This is a genomic window from Streptomyces tateyamensis (assembly GCF_003205575.1).
In the GTDB taxonomy this organism is placed as follows: Bacteria; Actinomycetota; Actinomycetes; order Streptomycetales; family Streptomycetaceae; genus Kitasatospora; species Kitasatospora tateyamensis.
Genome location: NZ_PYBW01000050.1, coordinates 23,787 through 41,475 on the forward strand (window position 1 = coordinate 23,787; position 17,689 = coordinate 41,475).

The 17,689-nt window shown below is 73.2% G+C and carries 16 protein-coding genes; 2 read left to right on the plus strand and 14 right to left on the minus strand.

The genetic code is table 11. The features are described 5' to 3' along the window. Window positions 1-110: 110 nt before the first annotated feature. The 13 genes from gatB to C7C46_RS16255 form a co-directional block, all read right to left on the minus strand. Window positions 111-1,613: an Asp-tRNA(Asn)/Glu-tRNA(Gln) amidotransferase subunit GatB gene (gene gatB, locus C7C46_RS16195; RefSeq protein ID WP_110670248.1), complete on the minus strand. Its 1,503-nt coding sequence runs from the start codon at window positions 1,611-1,613 to the stop codon at window positions 111-113. A gap of 78 nt (window positions 1,614-1,691) precedes the next feature. Further along, the gene (locus C7C46_RS16200; RefSeq protein ID WP_110670250.1) at window positions 1,692-1,931 is read right to left on the minus strand and encodes a hypothetical protein; all 240 of its coding nucleotides are present in this window, start codon (window positions 1,929-1,931) and stop codon (window positions 1,692-1,694) included. Continuing rightward, window positions 1,928-3,421, minus strand: coding sequence for an Asp-tRNA(Asn)/Glu-tRNA(Gln) amidotransferase subunit GatA (gatA, locus tag C7C46_RS16205; RefSeq protein ID WP_110670252.1), 1,494 nt, complete (start codon window positions 3,419-3,421; stop codon window positions 1,928-1,930). Before gatA ends, C7C46_RS16200 begins: the two co-directional genes overlap by 4 nt. Window positions 3,422-3,426: 5 nt before the next feature. After that, window positions 3,427-3,723: an Asp-tRNA(Asn)/Glu-tRNA(Gln) amidotransferase subunit GatC gene (gatC, locus tag C7C46_RS16210; RefSeq protein ID WP_035845952.1), complete on the minus strand. Its 297-nt coding sequence runs from the start codon at window positions 3,721-3,723 to the stop codon at window positions 3,427-3,429. 119 nt (window positions 3,724-3,842) lie between these two features. Next, the gene (locus tag C7C46_RS16215) at window positions 3,843-5,603 is read right to left on the minus strand and encodes a putative bifunctional diguanylate cyclase/phosphodiesterase (protein ID WP_110670254.1); all 1,761 of its coding nucleotides are present in this window, start codon (window positions 5,601-5,603) and stop codon (window positions 3,843-3,845) included. Between the two features lie 328 nt (window positions 5,604-5,931). Next, entirely contained in the window at window positions 5,932-8,223 is a 2,292-nt protein-coding gene (gene ligA, locus C7C46_RS16220; protein ID WP_110670344.1) for an NAD-dependent DNA ligase LigA, read from the minus strand. A gap of 19 nt (window positions 8,224-8,242) precedes the next feature. Beyond that, window positions 8,243-9,253 carry a methionine synthase gene (locus tag C7C46_RS16225; protein WP_281278554.1) on the minus strand — a complete coding sequence of 337 codons (1,011 nt, stop codon included), beginning with the start codon at window positions 9,251-9,253 and terminating at the stop codon, window positions 8,243-8,245. 10 nt (window positions 9,254-9,263) lie between these two features. After that, a complete protein-coding gene (locus tag C7C46_RS16230; protein ID WP_110670256.1) occupies window positions 9,264-9,935 on the minus strand; it encodes an NUDIX hydrolase in 672 nt (223 codons plus the stop codon). A gap of 68 nt (window positions 9,936-10,003) precedes the next feature. Further along, window positions 10,004-11,533 (minus strand): hypothetical protein, encoded by a 1,530-nt coding sequence (locus tag C7C46_RS16235; protein ID WP_110670258.1) that lies wholly within the window; start codon window positions 11,531-11,533, stop codon window positions 10,004-10,006. Window positions 11,534-11,691: 158 nt separating this feature from the next. Then, window positions 11,692-12,381, minus strand: coding sequence for an SDR family oxidoreductase (locus C7C46_RS16240; protein WP_110670260.1), 690 nt, complete (start codon window positions 12,379-12,381; stop codon window positions 11,692-11,694). Window positions 12,382-12,390: 9 nt separating this feature from the next. Further along, window positions 12,391-12,918 carry an LOG family protein gene (locus tag C7C46_RS16245; protein WP_110670262.1) on the minus strand — a complete coding sequence of 176 codons (528 nt, stop codon included), beginning with the start codon at window positions 12,916-12,918 and terminating at the stop codon, window positions 12,391-12,393. Between the two features lie 16 nt (window positions 12,919-12,934). Next, window positions 12,935-14,077: a tRNA 2-thiouridine(34) synthase MnmA gene (gene mnmA / locus C7C46_RS16250; RefSeq protein WP_110670264.1), complete on the minus strand. Its 1,143-nt coding sequence runs from the start codon at window positions 14,075-14,077 to the stop codon at window positions 12,935-12,937. 93 nt (window positions 14,078-14,170) lie between these two features. Next, window positions 14,171-15,340, minus strand: a complete 1,170-nt coding sequence (locus tag C7C46_RS16255) for a cysteine desulfurase family protein (RefSeq protein ID WP_110670266.1) — start codon at window positions 15,338-15,340, stop codon at window positions 14,171-14,173. A 154-nt stretch (window positions 15,341-15,494) separates the two neighbouring features. Here C7C46_RS16255 and C7C46_RS16260 point away from each other — a divergent pair, with 154 nt between their 5' ends. Beyond that, on the plus strand, window positions 15,495-16,316 hold the full coding sequence (locus tag C7C46_RS16260) for an IclR family transcriptional regulator (RefSeq protein ID WP_110670268.1): 822 nt from the start codon (window positions 15,495-15,497) through the stop codon (window positions 16,314-16,316). On the opposite strand, the gene C7C46_RS16265 is transcribed toward C7C46_RS16260, so the two are convergent. Continuing rightward, window positions 16,252-16,911 (minus strand): trimeric intracellular cation channel family protein, encoded by a 660-nt coding sequence (locus C7C46_RS16265; RefSeq protein WP_110670270.1) that lies wholly within the window; start codon window positions 16,909-16,911, stop codon window positions 16,252-16,254. The two genes, C7C46_RS16260 and C7C46_RS16265, sit on opposite strands and share 65 nt — an antisense overlap. Window positions 16,912-16,997: 86 nt before the next feature. On the opposite strand from C7C46_RS16265, the gene C7C46_RS16270 reads away from it, so the two are divergent. Further along, window positions 16,998-17,687, plus strand: a complete 690-nt coding sequence (locus C7C46_RS16270) for a hypothetical protein (protein WP_110670272.1) — start codon at window positions 16,998-17,000, stop codon at window positions 17,685-17,687. The last annotated feature ends 2 nt before the right edge of the window (window positions 17,688-17,689 follow it).

The window sequence follows — 17,689 nt, forward strand, 5'->3', positions numbered from 1 at the left end:
GTCAGGTCCTTAGACCCGGCGCGAAAGGGCCGGGGCCACCCCTAAGGAGGGGTGGCCCCGGCCGTTCGACGGGTACTCAGATGCCCGGGTACTCAGGTGATCGGGCCCGCTCAGGCGCCCAGCTTCGCCAGGATGAGGTCCTTGACCCGGGCCGCGTCGGCCTGGCCGCGGGTGACCTTCATGACCGCGCCGACCAGCGCGCCGACCGCCTGCACCTTGCCGCTGCGGATCTTCTCCGCCACGTCCGGGTTCTCCGCGATCACCTGGTCGACGGCCGCGCCGAGCGCCGAGTCGTCCGAGACCACGGCCAGGCCGCGCCCCGCGACGACCTCGTCCGGCTCGCCCTCGCCGGCCAGCACGCCCTCGATCACCTGGCGGGCCAGCTTGTCGTTGAGCTTGCCCTCGGCCACCAGCGCGCAGACCCGGGCCACCTGGACCGGGGTGATCGGCTGCTCGGACAGCTCGGTGCCGGTCTCGTTGGCGCGGCGGGCCAACTCGCCCAGCCACCACTTGCGGGCCTGGTCGGCTGGGGCACCGGCCGCGATGGTGTCCAGGATCAGCTCGACCGCGCCGGCGTTCAGCACCGACTGCATGTCCTTGTCGGACAGGCCCCACTCGGCCTGCAGCCGCGCCCGGCGGACCCGGGGCAGCTCGGGCAGTCCGGCCCGCAGCTCCTCGACCCACTCCCGGGCCGGGGCGATCGGGACCAGGTCGGGCTCGGGGAAGTAGCGGTAGTCCTCGGCGTTGTCCTTGATCCGGCCGGCCGTGGTGGTGCCGTCCTCCTCGTGGAAGTGCCGGGTCTCCTGGACGATGGTGCCGCCCTCGCCCAGCACGGTCGCGTGCCGCTGGACCTCGAACCGGGCGGCCCGCTCGACGCTGCGCAGCGAGTTGACGTTCTTGGTCTCCGAGCGGGTGCCGAAGGTCTGGGTGCCGTTCGGACGCAGCGACAGGTTGACGTCGCAGCGCATCTGGCCCTTGTCCATCCGGGCCTCGGAGACGCCCAGCGCCCGGATCAGCTCGCGCAGCTCGGCGACGTAGGCACGGGCCACCTCGGGCGCGCGCTCGCCGGCGCCCTCGATCGGCTTGGTGACGATCTCGATCAGCGGGATGCCGGCCCGGTTGTAGTCGAGCAGCGAGTGGGTGGCGCCGTGGATCCGGCCGGTGGCCCCGCCGACGTGGCTGGACTTGCCGGTGTCCTCCTCCATGTGGGCGCGCTCGATCTCCACCCGGAAGGTCGAGCCGTCCTCCAACTGCACGTCGAGGTAGCCGTTGAAGGCGATCGGCTCGTCGTACTGCGAGGTCTGGAAGTTCTTCGGCATGTCCGGGTAGAAGTAGTTCTTCCGGGCGAACCGGCACCACTCGGCGATCTCGCAGTTCAGCGCCAGCCCGATCCGGATCGCCGACTCCACGCCGACCGCGTTGACCACCGGCAGCGAGCCCGGCAGGCCCAGGCAGGTCGGGCAGACCTGGCTGTTCGGCTCGGCGCCCAGCTCGGTCGAGCAGCCGCAGAACATCTTGGTCTTGGTGCCCAGCTCCACGTGGACCTCAAGGCCCATCACCGGGTCGTACGACGCGAGAGCGTCCTCGTAGGAGACCAGGTTCATGACGCTCACAGCGTCCCCTTCGCTAAAAGTCTTGGGAGGTACCGGCCCGGCCCCGGCGGGTCTGCCGGGGCCGGGCCTGACGGGACGTCAGTCCGCGAGGACGTCGTCGCTGCCGAGCCGGCGCAGCTCGCGGGCCAGCAGCAGGGTGCCGGTGACGATCGCGGCCGCGCCGACCAGCGCGTTGGCCAGCAGCAGGGTGTCGTTCTCGCTGCGGGCCTTCCTGACGTCCTTGGCGATGCTCAGCGCGCCGAAGGCGGTGGTGCCGATGGACAGCCAGATGCCGGGCCTGGTGTGCTTGAAACCCTTGGCCTTCTCGATCTTGCTCACAGTACCGGTGCCTCCTCCAGCAGGGGGTGCCCCCACTTGTCGTTGAGTGCGGCCTCGACGGCGCCGCCCACGCGGTACAGGCGGTCGTCCGCCATCGCGGGCGCGATGATCTGCAGGCCGACCGGGAGATTGTCCTCCGGCGCCAGGCCGCAGGGCAGCGACATGGCCGCGTTGCCGGCCAGGTTGGACGGGATGGTGCACAGGTCGGCCAGGTACATCGCCATCGGGTCGTCGGCGCGCTCGCCGATCGGGAAGGCGGTGGTCGGCGTGGTCGGCGAGACCAGCACGTCCACCCCGGCGAAGGCGGCGTCGAAGTCGCGCGAGATCAGCGTGCGGACCTTCTGCGCCGAGCCGTAGTAGGCGTCGTAGTAGCCCGAGGAGAGCGCGTAGGTGCCCAGGATGATCCGGCGCTTGACCTCGGGGCCGAAGCCGGCCTCGCGGGTCAGCGCGGTGACCTCCTCGGCCGAGCGGCTGCCGTCGTCGCCCACCCGCAGGCCGTAGCGCATGGCGTCGAACCGGGCCAGGTTGGAGGAGGCCTCGCTCGGTGCGATCAGGTAGTAGGCGGGCAGCGCCAGGGTGAAGGACGGGCAGGAGACCTCGACCACCTCGGCGCCGAGCTCGCGCAGCAGCTCCACGGCCTCGTTGAACCGCTGCATCACGCCGCTCTGGTAGCCCTCGCCGGCGAACTCCTTGACCACGCCGATCCGCATGCCGCGCACGTCGCGCAGCTTGGCGGCGGCGACCACGGCGGGCACCGGGGCGTCGATCGAGGTGGAGTCCAGCGGGTCGTGGCCGGCGATCGCCTCGTGCAGCAGCGCCGCGTCCAGCACGGTGCGGGCGCACGGGCCACCCTGGTCCAGCGAGGAGGAGAAGGCCACCAGGCCGTAGCGGGAGACCGAGCCGTAGGTGGGCTTGACGCCGACCGTGCCGGTGACCGCGCCGGGCTGGCGGATCGAGCCGCCGGTGTCGGTGCCGATCGCCAGCGGGGCCTCGAAGGCGGCCAGCGCGGCCGCCGAGCCGCCGCCGGAGCCGCCCGGGATCCGGGACAGGTCCCACGGGTTGCCGGTGGTGCCGTAGGCGGAGTTCTCGGTGGAGGAGCCCATGGCGAACTCGTCCATGTTGGTCTTGCCCAGGATCACCACCCCCGCGTCCTTCAGACGGGACGTCAGGGTGGCGTCGTACGGCGGGATCCAGCCTTCGAGGATCTTGGAGCCGCAGGTGGTGGGCACGCCCTTGGTGGTGAACACGTCCTTGAGCGCGAGCGGGACGCCGGCCAGCGGGCCGAGTTCCTCGCCCTTGGCGCGCCGCTGGTCGACCGCCTTGGCGGCCGTCAGCGCGCCCTCGGTGTCCACGTGCAGGAAGGCGTTGACCTTCTTGTCCACCGCGTCGATCCGGTCCAGGTGGGCCTGTGCCACCTCGACGGCGCTGACCTGGCCGGACTTGATCGCCTCGGCGGTCTCGGCAGCCGTGTACTTGATGAGGTCGGTCATCTGGCTCAGTCCTCCCCGAGGATCTGCGGGACCCGGAAGCGCTGCTCCTCGGCGGCCGGCGCACCGGCCAGGGCCTGCTCCGGGGTGAGCGACGGGCGCACCTCGTCCGCGCGCATGACGTTGGTCAGCGGCAGCGGGTGGGAGGTCGGCGGGACGTCCTGTCCGGCGACCTCGGAAACGCGGGCGACCGCGCCGATGATCACGTCCAGCTGCTCGGCGAAGTGGTCCAGCTCCTCCGCCTGCAACTCCAGACGCGACAGCCGGGCGAGGTGGGCGACCTCCTCGCGCGTGATGCCAGGCATGCAGCGATCCTCATCTGAGTTCTGGGCGAGGCCGGCACCCGCACCACCGCACGGCGAGCGGCGCTCCGTCCTCTTTGTCTTTGACCACCTATCCTAGGGGGCGCGCGGTGCGGCCGGTGTTACTGAGGGGTCGTGGGTGCCTCGGTGGGCGGGGCCAGCGGCTGGCGGGGCAGGCCGGGGCACGGGAGTTCGGCCTGGCCGGTCCAGCGTTCCAGCGTGGGCAGCCGCTCGGCCGGCGGCGGGCCGGTTCGGTGCACCCGCAGCCAGGCGGTGGCCTGGTCGGCCGGCAGCGCGGCGGAGACCAGCCAGCCCTGCACCGCGTCCACCCCCAGGCCGTGCAGCCGCTCCCAGGTCTCGTCGTCCTCCACGCCCTCGGCCACCACGGTCAGCCCCAGCGAGTGGGCCAGCTCCACCGAGCAGCGCACCACCGCCGCGTCGTGGTGGTCGGCGACCATCCGGGAGACGAAGGACCGGTCGATCTTCAGCTCGCCGACCGGCAGGCTGCGCAGCCGCACCAGCGAGGAGTGGCCGGTGCCGAAGTCGTCCAGCGACATCCCCACCCCGTGGCCGCGCAGCTCGGCCAGCGTGTCGGCGGCCAGCCGGGAGTCGTCCAGCAGCAGCCGCTCGGTGATCTCCAACTGCAGTGCGTGCGCCGGTACCTGATGGCGCTCCAAGTGCCCGGCCACCCGGCGGGCGAAGCCGGGGTTGAGCACGTCGCGCGGCGAGACGTTGACCGCGACCTGGACCTGCAGCCCCTGCGACCGCCAGTCGGCCAGCTGGCCGATCGCGGCCTCCAGCACGTAGTCGGTCAGCCGGGGCATCAGGCCGCTGGACTCGGCCAGCCCGACGAACTCGTCCGGGGAGACCCGCCCGCGCCCGGGGCGCTCCCAGCGCAGCAGTGCCTCCAGGCCCACCACTCGGCCGTCGAAGGCCACCTTGGGCTGGTAGTGCAGCTGCACCTCGCCGGTCTCCAGCGCGCGGCGCAGGTCGCCGAGCAGGCCGATCCGGTAGGGCGTGTCGGCGTCCTGCGAGTGGTCGTACTGCTCGACGCCGGTGCGGGCCTGCTGGGCGTGGCCCATCGCCACGTCGGCCCGGCGGAGCAACGATTCTGCGTCCGCGGCGTGCTTGGGGTAGACGCAGACGCCGGCGGTGGCCTCCAGCACCAGCAGCAGGCCGTCGAGCCGGATCGGCGCGGCCAGCTCCGCGATCAGCGCCTTGGCCAGGCGCTCCAGGGTGTCGGCGCAGCCCACCCCGGGCAGCAGCACGGCGAACTCGTCGCCGCCCATCCGGGCCACCACCGCGCGCCGTCCGTTCTCGGCGACGGCGGGCAGCGAGGCGAGCAGGTCCTCGGTCTCCCGGCGGCGCTCGGCGGCCCCGGGCGGCCCGGCGGCCCGGGCGGCCTCCAGGGTGGGCCCGGGCAGGCCCGGGCCGCGGGCCTCCGGCGAGGCGCCGCGCAGCACCCGGTGCAGCCGGCGGCCGATGTGCACCAGCAGCCGGTCGCCCGCGCCATGACCGAGCGTGTCGTTGAGTGACCGGAATCGATCGAGGTCCAGCAGGATCAGACCGACGTTGTACGCCTCTTCGGCCTCGTGCTCGGCGATCGCCTCCTGGGCGGCGAGCAGCAGGGCGTGCCGGTTCGGCAGCCCGGTGAGCGGATCGGTCAGCTGGTCCCGGGCGCGGTCCCGGGCGATCCGCCAGGCCGCGACCAGCACCGCCAACGGCACGGCGAACAGCGGCAGCAGCTCCGGCTCGTGCCGGCTCACCAGGACCGCCAACGGGATCAGCGGGGCGGCTCCGGCCAGCAGCACACCGAGCAGCAGGACCGCCCCCGCCACCCCCTGCGGCGGGCGCGTCGGCGCACCGCCGGTCGTACGATCCATACGCCCTGTCCTCCGTCAGGCCCGCCCCCGCCCAGGCCGCATAGCGGCTGGAACCGACCCGAAGAACGGTCGGCGCCGGCACCGCTGATGCGGTGCCAGTCGGTCTCAGCCGGGTAGCGCCCCTGTCGGCGCCGGAGAACCCCCGGTGCCCCACTCCTGCTGACACACTGTTGCGCTCCAGAGTAAGTCCGGCCTCACGGGGAGGGCGGACTTTCAGTCATCCGGGAGCACGCCAGCACGGATCCGGCGCCGCACACTGACACGATGCCCCTTTTCCACGCCCACCACCCAGGTGACGGGGCATCAGCACGATAACAAGAGGGACACGTCAGTCCTGGTCAGCCCCCTCGGGGGTTACCCCGGCCGACTCGGTCCCGGCCGCGGGCAGCCCGAGGTGGGCGCGCGCCGCCTCGGCACCGTCCGTCAGCAGTACCGCAAATCCGGCATCGTCCAGCACCGGCAGCCCCAACTGCACCGCCTTGTCGTACTTTGACCCCGGGTTGTCTCCCACCACAACGAAGTCGGTCTTCTTCGACACCGAACCGGTCACCTTCGCGCCACGGGAGACCAGTGCCTCCTTGGCCCCGTCCCGGGTGTGTCCGGCCAGCGTCCCGGTGACCACCACGGTGAGCCCCTCCAGCGGCCGCTCCCCCTGCTCTGCGGTCGCCTCCTCGGTGAACCGCACCCCCGCCTCCCGCCATTTCCGCAGGATCTCGCGGTGCCACTCCTCCTGGTACCACTCCTGGATCGACCGGGCGATCTTCGGCCCGACCCCCTCGGTGGCCGCCAACCGCTCCTCGTCGGCGGCGAAGATCGCGTCCAGGTCGCGGAACTCCCGGGCCAGCGCCTGGGCCGCCACCGGGCCGACATGACGGATCGACAGCCCGTTCAGGTAGCGCCAGAGCTCCTTCTGCTTGGCCGCCGCCAGGTTCTCCAGCAGCAGGGTGGCGGTCTTCTTCGGCTCCCCGCTCAGGTTGGCGAAGAAGGAGACCTCCTTCTCCTCCCCGGTCGCGTCGTCCAGCTTGGGCATCCCGGTCTTCTGGTCGCGCACCAGCACCCGGATCGGCAGCAGCTGTTCGACCGTCAGGCCGAAGACGTCCCCCTCGTCGCGGACCGGCGGCTCGGCCGGCTCCAGCGGCTGGGTCAGCGCGGTGGCCGCCACGTAGCCCAGGCCCTCCACGTCCAGGCTGGCGCGGCCGCCCAGGTAGGCGATCCGCTCGCGGACCTGGGCCGGGCAGAACTGGGCGTTCGGGCAGCGCAGGTCGATGTCCCCCTCGGACATCGGGCGCAGCGCGGTGCCGCACTCGTGGCACTCGGCGGGCATCACGAACTCCTGCTCGGTGCCGTCGCGCAGGTCCTCCACCGGGCCGAGGATCTCCGGGATCACGTCACCGGCCTTGCGCAGCACCACGGTGTCGCCGAGCAGCACGCCCTTGGCCTTGACCACCTGCTGGTTGTGCAGGGTCGCGTACTGCACCATCGAGCCGGCCACCTTGACCGGCTCGGCCAGCACCGCGTACGGAGTGGCCCGGCCGGTGCGCCCGATCCCGACCTTGATCGAGGCCAGCTTGGCGGTGACCTCCTCCGGCGGGTACTTCCAGGCGATCGCCCAGCGCGGCGACTTGGAGGTGGCGCCGAGCCGGCCCTGCAGCGCGATCTCGTCCACCTTGACCACCACGCCGTCGATCTCGTGCTCGACCGAGTGGCGCTGCTCGCCGTACTGCTTGATGAAGGCCCGCACCTCGTCCAGGGTCGCGACCACCCGGTTGTGCCGGGCGGTGGGCAGGCCCCAGTCGTGCAGCAGTTGGTAGGCGTGCGACTGGCAGTCGATCTCGAAGCCCTCCCGGGCGCCGATCCCGTGCACCACCATGTGCAGCGGGCGGGACCCGGTGACCAGCGGGTCCTTCTGGCGCAGCGAGCCGGCCGCGGCGTTGCGCGGGTTGGCGAACAGCTTGACCAGCGCGTGCGGGCGCCGGCCCTCGGCGGCCCGCTGCTCGTTCTCCGCGCGCCGGCGGTCGTTCTCGGCGGCCAGCGAGGCGTTCAGCTCGGCGAAGGCCTCGGTGGGCAGGTAGACCTCGCCGCGGATCTCCACCAGGGCGGGCGGGTGGTCGCCGCGCAGCCGGTGCGGGATCTCCTTGATGGTGCGCACGTTGGCGGTGATGTCCTCACCGATCCGACCGGTGCCGCGGGTGGCGGCCAGCACCAGCTCGCCGTGCCGGTAGGTGAGGTTGACCGCCAGGCCGTCCACCTTCAGCTCGCACAGGTAGTGGTACTGGAGGCCGTCCAGTTCGCGGGCCACCCGGTCGGCCCAGGCGGTCAGCTCCTCGTCGTCCATCGCGTTGTCCAGGCTGAGCAGCCGCTCGCGGTGCTCGACCTTGGCGAAGCCCTCGGCCACCCCGCCGCCGACCTGCTGGGTCGGCGAGTCGGGGGTCACCAGTGCCGGGTGCGCGGTCTCCAGCGCCTCCAGCTCACGCATCAGCGTGTCGAACTCGGCGTCGCTGACGGTCGGCGCGTCCTGCTCGTAGTAGCGGACCCGGTGCTCCGTCAGCTCGGCCGCGAGTTCGGCGTGCCGCCTGCGCGCCGCCGCCGGCACGTCCTCCCAGCCCTCGACCGCCGCCACCACTGGCCTCCCTGTGCACTCACTCCGGGTTGTCCACCAGGCTCCGGGCCCCCTTCACAGCCAGTGACAGCGCCTGCCGGGCGTAGGCGGGGCTCGCCCCCGCCAAACCGCAGGTCGGCGTCACCAGCACGCGGCGGCCCAGCAGTTCCGGGTCCAGCCCGAGCCTGCGCCACAACCTCCTGACGACGGTGACACTACCGGCCGGGTCGGACGAACCCGCCTCAACGGCGGGCACCACACCGGCGAGGATCGCGGTGCCGGCCTCGATCGCCTCACCCAGGTCCTCGTCCTCACGCTCCGTCAGCAAGCCGAAGTCCAGCGAGATCCCGGCCACGCCGGCGCGGCGCAGCAGCGGGATCGGGACCTCGGGCGCGCAGCTGTGCACCAGCACCGGGACGTCCAACGAGCGGATCAGCTCGCGCAGGCTTTCCTCGGCGACCTGGCGGTCGATTGAGCGCAGCCGCTGGAAGCCGCTGGCCGTCTTCACCTGCCCGGACAGCACCGCGGGCAGCGAGGGCTCGTCCAGCTGCAGTACCAGCTGCGCGCCGGGGAGCCGCTTGCGCAGCTCGGCCAGGTGCCGGCGCAGGCCCTCGGCCAGCGAGCCGGCGATGTCCCGGCAGGCCCCCGGGTCGGCCAGCGCCTTCTCGCCGTGCCGCAGTTCGACGCTCGCCGCCAGCGTCCACGGGCCGACCGCCTGCACCTTGAGCGCTCCCTGGTACCCCTGGGCGAACTCCTCCAGCGCGTCCAGGTCCTCACCCAGCCAGGAGTGCGCGCGGCGGGTGTCGCGGCCGGGCCGGTCGGCGAACCGCCAGCCGCTGGGCTGCACCTCGGCGAAGAGCTCGACCAGCAGCCCGGCCGAGCGGCCGATCATGTCCGCCCCCGGGCCGCGGGCGGGCAGTTCGGGTAGGAACGGCAGCTGCTCGAGCGCGCCGGTCGAGGTCTTCGCGGCCTCCCGGGCGTCGGTACCGGGCATGGAGCCGACGCCGGTGGCGGCGCCGTGCAGGTCGGGGAAGGGATACGTGGCGGTCACGCTGGGCAGCCTACTGTCCCAGCAGGCCGGCCAGCCGGGCCCGGTAGAGCACCGCCACGGTGAAGCCGCAGCTGATCCGGCCCGCGGCCACCAGTTGCTCGGCCTCGGCGAAGGAGAACCGCACCGCCCGGCGGATGCCCTCCGCGGCGTCCAGCTCGCCGTACCCCGACACCCGGGCCGCGTAGAGCAGCACGTGACCGGCCACCAGCCCGGTGTCCGGGTACAGCGGGCCGAGCGGGACGAGTTCCGGGGCCCCGACCCCGAGCTCCTCGGCCAGCTCGCGGCGGGCGTTCTGCTCGCCGTCGGCCCCCGGTTCGCCGTAGCCGCGCGGGGCCTCCAGGTGCCAGGAGCGGGTGGGGTGCCGGTAGTGCTCCAGCAGCAGCACCCCGTCGGCCAGCAGCGGGAGCACCACCACCCCGGGCACCCCGGCGGGGTCCAGCATCCGCAGGTGCAGGCCCAGGCTCCCGCCGGGGAACCGGACCGGGTCGCGCAGCAGGGTCAGGTAGGGGTCGGCGTAGACCACGCCGGACTGCGCGGCGGCCACCGGGGCGGCGCCGCCGCGCTCGCGCACCGCCTGCTCGGCGGCGGCGGCCTCGGCGGGGTCGGTGAGGATCTCGATGCCCTCGGGGTCGTTGCGGAACAGCTCGGGGCGGTCGGTGCGCAGCTGGGCGTAGCGGTCCATGGCGGGCTCCTTTCTGCTACCCGGCATGGTGCCCGCTGCGCCGACGCCCCGTCAGCCGGTTGCGGAGTTCAGGCCACCGGTTCCGGCTCGCCCAGCTCGGCCGCCTGCGCGGCCGCGTCGATCCCGGTCACCTCCGCGAAGCCGGCCTTGCGCAGGTCGGCGACCAGGGTCTCCCACTGGCGCAGCCCGCTGCCCGCGAACCGGCCCTCGATCAGCCGCAGGCTGGCCTCCAGCCGGGCCTGCTCGGACCGCCCGGTGGACCGGTTGACCACCAGGCGCACCACCACCGGCGCGGCCCGGTTGGCGAAGGCCCGGGTCACCTCGCCGAGGATCTCGAAGGCCGGGTGCGCGCCGAAGATCACCCGTACCGAGGCGGTCGCCACCTCGACCAGCAGCTCCACCTGCGGGGTCCAGCGGGCCATCCGGGCGGCGACCTTGCGCCTGGCGACCCGGGCGCTGGCCTCCCGGACCATCGCCACGTAGGCGGAGACCACCGCCGGCGCGCCGTGCTCCGGGTCGCCGAACCGCCCCGGGTCGGCCACCCGGGGATCGGCCAGCAGGGCCTGCAGCCGGGTCAGGTAGCGCTGCCACTGCGGAGTCTGACGCAACGCCAGCACGTCCGGCAGCGCGAGCTCGGCGAAGGACTCGACGTACAGTCCCTCCTGGACCACCTCGAAGGCGGTCCGGCGCACGATCTCCACCAGCTGCTCGGGGCTCAGCTCGGCCTTCTGCGTGGCCCACCGGAGCACCGACTCCTGCAGCGCGCTGCGCGGCATCGAACCCTGCGGGGTCAGCGCGAACGCGCCGAGCCGGTCGGCCAGGTTGATGTTGTAGGCGAGGTCCACCACCTGCTTGATCTCTGCCCCGAACTCCCGGGTCGGGTCGTAGGCGCGGTCGGCGGGGTTGCTGCCTTCGCGCACCACGAAGTGGCGGTAGAGCTCGTCGCGCAGCACCAGGCCGCGCTCGCGGATCCGGTCGTTGCTGAACTCGGCCACCGCCAGGAACCGCTCGCGCAGCCGGTCCTGCCGCTCTGCCGGAACCTCCAGCGCCCTGGCCAGCGCCGGGAAGTCCATCAGGTTGAGGTCGTGCGCGTAACGGGAGAACTCACGTCCGAGCACCGTCCCGTCCTGCGAGTTGGCCGCCTCGTCCCAGGCCATCCGCAGGCAGACCGGCCGGGTCTCCTGGCAGACCCGCTCCCAGGCCTGCCACCCCTGCTCCGCCACCCCGAACAGCGGCTGCTGCACCGGCGACGCCTCGTTCCACAGGAACGGCACCAGGGTGCCCTCGCCGAGCAGCTGCTTGAACGCCTCGCGCTCCGGCGAGTCGGTCAGGAAGTCCCGGGTCACCGCCGGGTTGTTGTAGAGGTAGGCCCGGTTGACCACCACCTGCTCACCGTTGACCAGGGCCCGGATGTACTCCGTGCGCACCCGGTCGTCCTGGTGGCGCAGCGCGGCCCGGCGCGAGAGGTCCCCGCGCCACACACCGCGCAGCTCCCCGGCGGCGAGCCACTGGTTGTCGAGGGCCTGGGCTATCACCGGCACCTGGCGCAGGTCTTCGGGCTCGATCCGGTCGAATTCGACGTTCGCCTCGCTGGACATGAGCGTGATGCTACCGGCGGTGGGTGACGGCCAGTCAGCTGATTTCGGGATCTCCTCGGTCAAGAGCCATCGTCACTCGGTCGACACCGGAGCGAAGTTGGTCACCTAGGCTCAGAGAGGCCTGTTCCGCCGATCGCGGAGCAGGCCTCTCACCAGGACTACAGGCCCGGGCGGACCGTCAGGTCGGTCAGCGTCGCGTCCCGGGGCAGGTCGAGAGCGGTGAGGATGGCGGTGGCCACCGACTCCGGGGCGATCCAGCGGGACGGGTCGTACTCCTTGCCCTCCTGCTGGTGCACCTTCTGCTGCATGGGGGTGGCGGTGCGGCCGGGGTAGACGGTGGTGACCCGGATGCCGTTCGGCTGCTCCTCGGCGCGCAGGGCGTCGGCCAGGGCGCGCAGGCCGAACTTGCTGGCCGCGTAGGAGCCCCACTCGGCGTGCGCGGCCAGGCCGGCGCCGGAGTTGACGAAGACCACGTGGCCGCGGGCCTGGCGCAGCTGCGGCATCAGCAGGCGGGTCAGCTCGGCGGGGGCGACCAGGTTGGCCGCCAGGGTGTCCTGCCAGACCTTCACCGGGGTGTCGGCGACCGGGCCGAGCTCGACCACGCCGGCCACGTGCAGCAGCGAGTCCAGGCGCAGCGGCAGGGTCTGGTGGCCCAGCGCCCAGGAGAGCTTGGCCGGATTGGCCAGGTCGCCGACCAGGGTCTGGACAGCGGGGTGGAGCCGGCGCAGTTGGGCGGCGCGGGCCGCGTCGCGGGCGAGCAGCCAGACCTCGTCGCCGCGCTCGATCAGACGCTGGGCGAGGGCGGCACCGATGCCGGAGCCGGCGCCGGTGAGCAGGTGGGTGGGCATGAGGGCCTTTCAGGCAGTGGTGAGGTGGGTAAAGACCTCGGCGGGGGTCTCGGCGAAGGCGATCAGCTGGTCGAGCGGGCGGGGCAGGAAGCCCTCGGCGTCCATCCTCTCCAACTGCACGCGCATGCCGGTGTAGAAGCCCTCGGTGTCGAGCAGCACGACCGGCTTGTCGTGCAGGCCGTGCTTCTTGAGTTCGAGCACCTCGGTGATCTCGTCCAGCGTGCCGAGGCCGCCGACCAGCACCACGATGGCGTCGGCCCGAGCCAGCAGCTGGGCCTTGCGCTCGGCGAGGTCGCGGGTGAGCACGAGTTCGTCGGCCCCCGGATAGGTCTTGTGCTTGAGCAGTTCGACCTGGATCCCGACCAGCTTGCCGCCGGCCGCCTTGACCTGGTCGGCCAGCAGACCCATCAGGCCGGCGTTGGAGCCGCCCCAGACCAGGGTGTGGCCGCCGGTGCCGAGCAGCCGGGCGAACTCGGCGGCGGGGGCGGAGTAGCGGTCGTCGAGCGAGTATGCGGAGCAGAAGACCGTGATGTTCATAGGAGCACCAGGACTATCAGATCTCCGCCACGGCCCGCCGCTCGGTTTCGGCGATGGTGGCCGAGCCGACCACCCGGGTGCCGTCGTAGAGCACCACGGCCTGGCCGGGCGCGATCCCGCGGGCCGGGGTGTCCAGGGCCACTCGCAGCTGCCCGCCGGCCAGTTCGGCGGTGACCGGCACCTCCTCGCCGTGCGCGCGCAGCTGGGCGGTGTAGCGGCCCGCGCCCACCGGCGCCGGGCCGCACCAGCGCGGCCGGATCGCGGTCAGGCCCAGCACGTCCAGGCCGGCCGCCGGGCCGACCGTGACGGTGTTGTCCACCGGCGAGATGTCCAGCACGTAGCGCGGCTTGCCGTCCGGCGCCGGGTGGCCGATCCGCAGGCCCTTGCGCTGGCCGATGGTGAAGCCGTAGGCGCCGTCGTGCTCGCCGAGCTTGGTGCCGTCGGCGTCCAGGATGTCGCCGGGCGCGCGGCCCAGCCGCTCGGCCAGGAAGCCCTGGGTGTCGCCGTCGGCGATGAAGCAGATGTCGTGGCTGTCCGGCTTCTTGGCCACCGCCAGGTCGCGGCGCTCGGCCTCGGCCCGGATCTGCTCCTTGGTGGTGTCGCCGAGCGGGAAGAGCGAGTGCGCGAGCTGCTGCGCGTCCAGCACCCCGAGCACGTAGGACTGGTCCTTGGCGGCGTCCACCGCACGGTGCAACTCACGGCCGCCGCCTGGCAGTTCGACGATCCGGGCATAGTGGCCGGTGCACACCGCGTCGAAGCCCAGGGCCAGCGCCCTGTCCAGCAGCGCGGCGAACTTGATCTTCTCGTTGCAGCGAAGGCAGGGGTTGGGGGTGCGGCCGGCCGCGTACTCGGCGACGAAGTCGTCGATCACGTCCTCGCGGAACCGCTCGGCCAGGTCCCAGACGTAGAACGGGATGCCGATCACGTCGGCGGCCCGGCGGGCGTCCCGGGAGTCCTCCAGGGTGCAGCAGCCGCGGGCGCCGGTGCGGAAGGACTGCGGGTTCGCCGCCAGCGCCAGGTGCACCCCGGTGACCTCGTGCCCGGCTTCCACCGCGCGCGCCGCGGCCACGGCGGAGTCGACGCCGCCGGACATGGCGGCGAGCACGCGCAGGCGGGGGCTGGTGGAGGGGCCGCTGGGGGCGCCGGGGAAGTCAGTCATAGTGCCCTCCAGCGTACGCAATGAGCGGCTTCGGCCGGACCGGCCCCAGCACCGACCGGTCCTGGCACCGACCGACCCCGGCTCCGACCGGCCCTAGCGCTGTCCGGCGCGCTCGGCCCGCTGGACCACCGGGCCGATCGCCTCGGCCAGCACGTCCACGTCCGCCTTGGTGGAGGTGTGCCCCAGCGAGAACCGCAGCGAGGAGCGGGCGAGCAGCGGGTCGGCGCCGATCGCCAGCAGCACGTGGCTGGGCTGCGGCACGCCCGCCGAGCAGGCCGAGCCGGTGGAGGCCTCGATGCCGGCCGCGTCCAGCAGCATCAGCAGCGCGTCGCCCTCGCAGCCGGGGAAGGAGAAGTGCGCGTTGGCGGGCAGCCGGCCGGCCGGGTCCGGGTCGCCGTTGAGCACCGCCGCGGGCACCGCGGCCCGCACCCGGGCCACCAGGTCGTCGCGCAGCCCCGCCACCGCCACCGCGTGCTCGGCCTGCCGCTCGACCGCCAGCCGCACGGCGGTCGCGAAGCCCGCCGCGGCCGGCACGTCCAGGGTGCCGGAGCGCACGTCGCGCTCCTGGCCGCCGCCGTGCAGCAGCGGCACCGGGGTCTGGCCCCGGCCGAGCAGCAGCGCGCCGACCCCGTACGGGCCGCCGACCTTGTGCCCGGTGACGGTCAGCGCGTCCAGCCCGCTGGCCGCGAAGTCGATCGGCACCTGACCCAGCGCCTGCACCGCGTCGGCATGCATCGGGATGCCGAACTCCTTGGCCACTGCGGCCAGTTCGGCGATCGGCAGCAGGGTGCCGATCTCGTTGTTGGCCCACATCACGGTGACCAGGGCGACCGAGCCGGGCTCCCGCTCGATCGCCTCGCGCAGCGCCTCGGGGTGCACCCGGCCGTGTCCGTCCACCGGCAGGTACTCGACCTGCGCGCCCTCGTGCTCGGCCAGCCAGTGCACCGCGTCCAGCACCGCGTGGTGCTCCACCGGGCTGCACAGCACCCGGGTGCGGGCCGGATCGGCGTCCCGGCGGGCCCAGTACAGCCCCTTGACGGCGAGGTTGTCCGACTCGGTACCGCCGCCGGTCAGCACGATCTCGCTCGGCCGGGCGCCCAGCGCGGCGGCCAGCGACTCGCGGGACTCCTCGACGACCCGGCGGGCCCGCCGGCCGGCCGCGTGCAGGGAGGAGGCGTTGCCGGTGACGCCGAGGTGCGCCGTCATCGCGGCGATCGCCTCGGGGAGCATCGGGGTGGTGGCCGCATGGTCGAGGTATGGCATGGCTGCACCAGTGTAGGCGGAGCACTGGAACGGCCCGCGCCGCAGGGCGTGGCCCGGGTCACGATTCGGCCATTGCACGCTCTGCAACGCGGGGTTAGCCTCCTCGCGCCGGCCACTCGATGGCCACCTAGGTGAATGAGGGGTGCGGGCCGCAATGTCGCAGACCGTCGACCGGGCGCTGACGATCCTCGCCTCGCTGGGGGACGGCCCCGCCTCGCTGGAGCAGGCGGCCGGAACCATCGGGGTGCACAAGTCCACCGCCCTGCGGCTGCTGCGGACCCTGGAGGAGCACGGGTTCGTGCAGCGCCAGGCCGACCACCGCTACCGGCTGGGCGGCCGGCTGCTGTCGCTGGCGCACATCGCGCTGGAGGGCATCGACGTGCGCCAGGTCTCGGCGCCCTACCTCGCCTCGCTCAGCGAGCGCTACGGGCACACCGTCCACCTGGCGGTCCTGGAGGGCTCCCAGGTGGTCTGGGTGGACAAGGTCGAGGCCCGGTACCCGGTCCCCGTGGACAGCTGGCTCGGTCCGGCCTCCCGGATCGGCCGCAAGGCCCCGGCCGGCGCCACCGCGGCCGGCAAGGTGCTGCTGGCCGACCTGGTGGAGGATCAGCTCGCCGCGCTGCTGGACTCGCTGGACTTCCCGGCCCGCACTCCGCGCAGCCTGCGCTCGGCCCACGAGCTGCGCACCGAGCTGCTCGCGGTGGCCGCCCACGGCTGGTCGCTGGACCAGGGCGAGTACCAGGAGAGCGTCAACTGCCTGGCCGCGCCGATCAAGGGCAACGACGGGCGGGCGATCGCCGCCTGCACGATCTCGGTACCGTCCGCGGTGGCACCGGTGGGCGAGCTGAACCGGCTGCTGCCCGAACTGCTCTGCACGGTGGAGGCGATCTCCCTGGCCTACGGCGGCTCGCCTACTCCTCGCTGGTGCGAGAACCGTTGCGGTGCCAAGCACGCGGCGCGCGCCAGCCATACCTGAGCGCCAGCATCCGCAGCCCGAAGGCGGTCATCGCGGCGGCCGAGGCGGTCAGCGTGGTCAGGTGCTGATGGACGATCAGCACCGCCACCATGGTCGAGCCGACCAGGGCCGGTACCGCGTAGATCTCCCGGTCCCAGCGCAGCAGCGAGACCGTCTCGTTGGCCAGCACGTCGCGGATCACCCCGCCGCCGGCCGCGGTGAGCATGCCCAGCGCGACCGAGGCCACCGAGCCCAGGCCGTAGTCGTGCGCCTTGGCGGTACCGGTGACGCAGAACAGGCCCAGGCCCAGCGCGTCCAGGGTCTGCACGCTGCTGTTGATCCGCTCCACCTCGGGGTGCAGGAAGAAGACCACCACGCCGGCCAGCAGCGGGGCCAGGAAGTAGCCCATGTTGGTGAAGGCGACCGGTGGAGTGGCCCCGATCAGCACGTCGCGCACCACTCCCCCGCCCAGGGCGGTGGCCTCGGCCAGCACGCAGATGCCGAAGATGTCCATGTTCTTGCGCACCGCCAGCAGGCCCCCGGACAGGGCGAAGACGAAGATGCCGACCACGTCCAGCGGCTGCTGCACATCGGGGGAGAAGATCTGCGAGGTCACCGGCCCAGTGTCTCCCGGTACCCCGCCGGTACCGAATCCCGGCCCCCGCCCTTCTCCGCGCCCCACCCGGGCGCCACACTGTGGCGGTGGCCTCCAGACCGAACAAGAAGCGCAAGCGCCCGCTCGCCCCGGACCACCGGCCGGAGCCGAAGCCGTACCGGCGCGGCCGCCGCGAGCAGGTGCTCTCGGCCGGGGCACGGCGGCGCTGCGCGCTGCTGGCCGCTGCGGCGCCGGTGCTGCTGATCGGGGCCGCGCTGCTGGGCAGCAACCAGGACATCGGCGGCTACGGCTACGTGCCCGGGATCGTGCTGCTGATCACCGCGCTGGTGCTGGTGCTCTTCGGCGGGGCCAACGGCTGGCTGCTGATCGGCGCGACCTTCTGCAGCATCGCGGTGCTGGCGATCCCCGGGCCGCTGTTGGACGCCGAGCTGATGGTGCACCGGGGCGTGCGGGTGGAGACCACGGTGGTCGCGGTGCACCGGTCCAAGGGCAAGCACGGGCCGACCTACAGCTGTGACCTGCGGCGCGACGACGGGGTGCCGCTCGCGCACCCCGCCCTGGGCACGAACGACTGCTACGGCAGCAACGACCTGGGCAGCCACAAGGAGGTGATGGTGGACCCGGGCGGCTGGGCCGGCCTGGATCCGGCCGACACCGACTACAGCGGGCTGGACCTGGGCATCGGCGCGCTGGCCGGGGCCACCGTCGGCTACGAGCTGTTCGTCTGGCTGGCCGCCCGGCGCGGACAGCGCCGGGCGGCGGCCGGCCTCGACTAGGT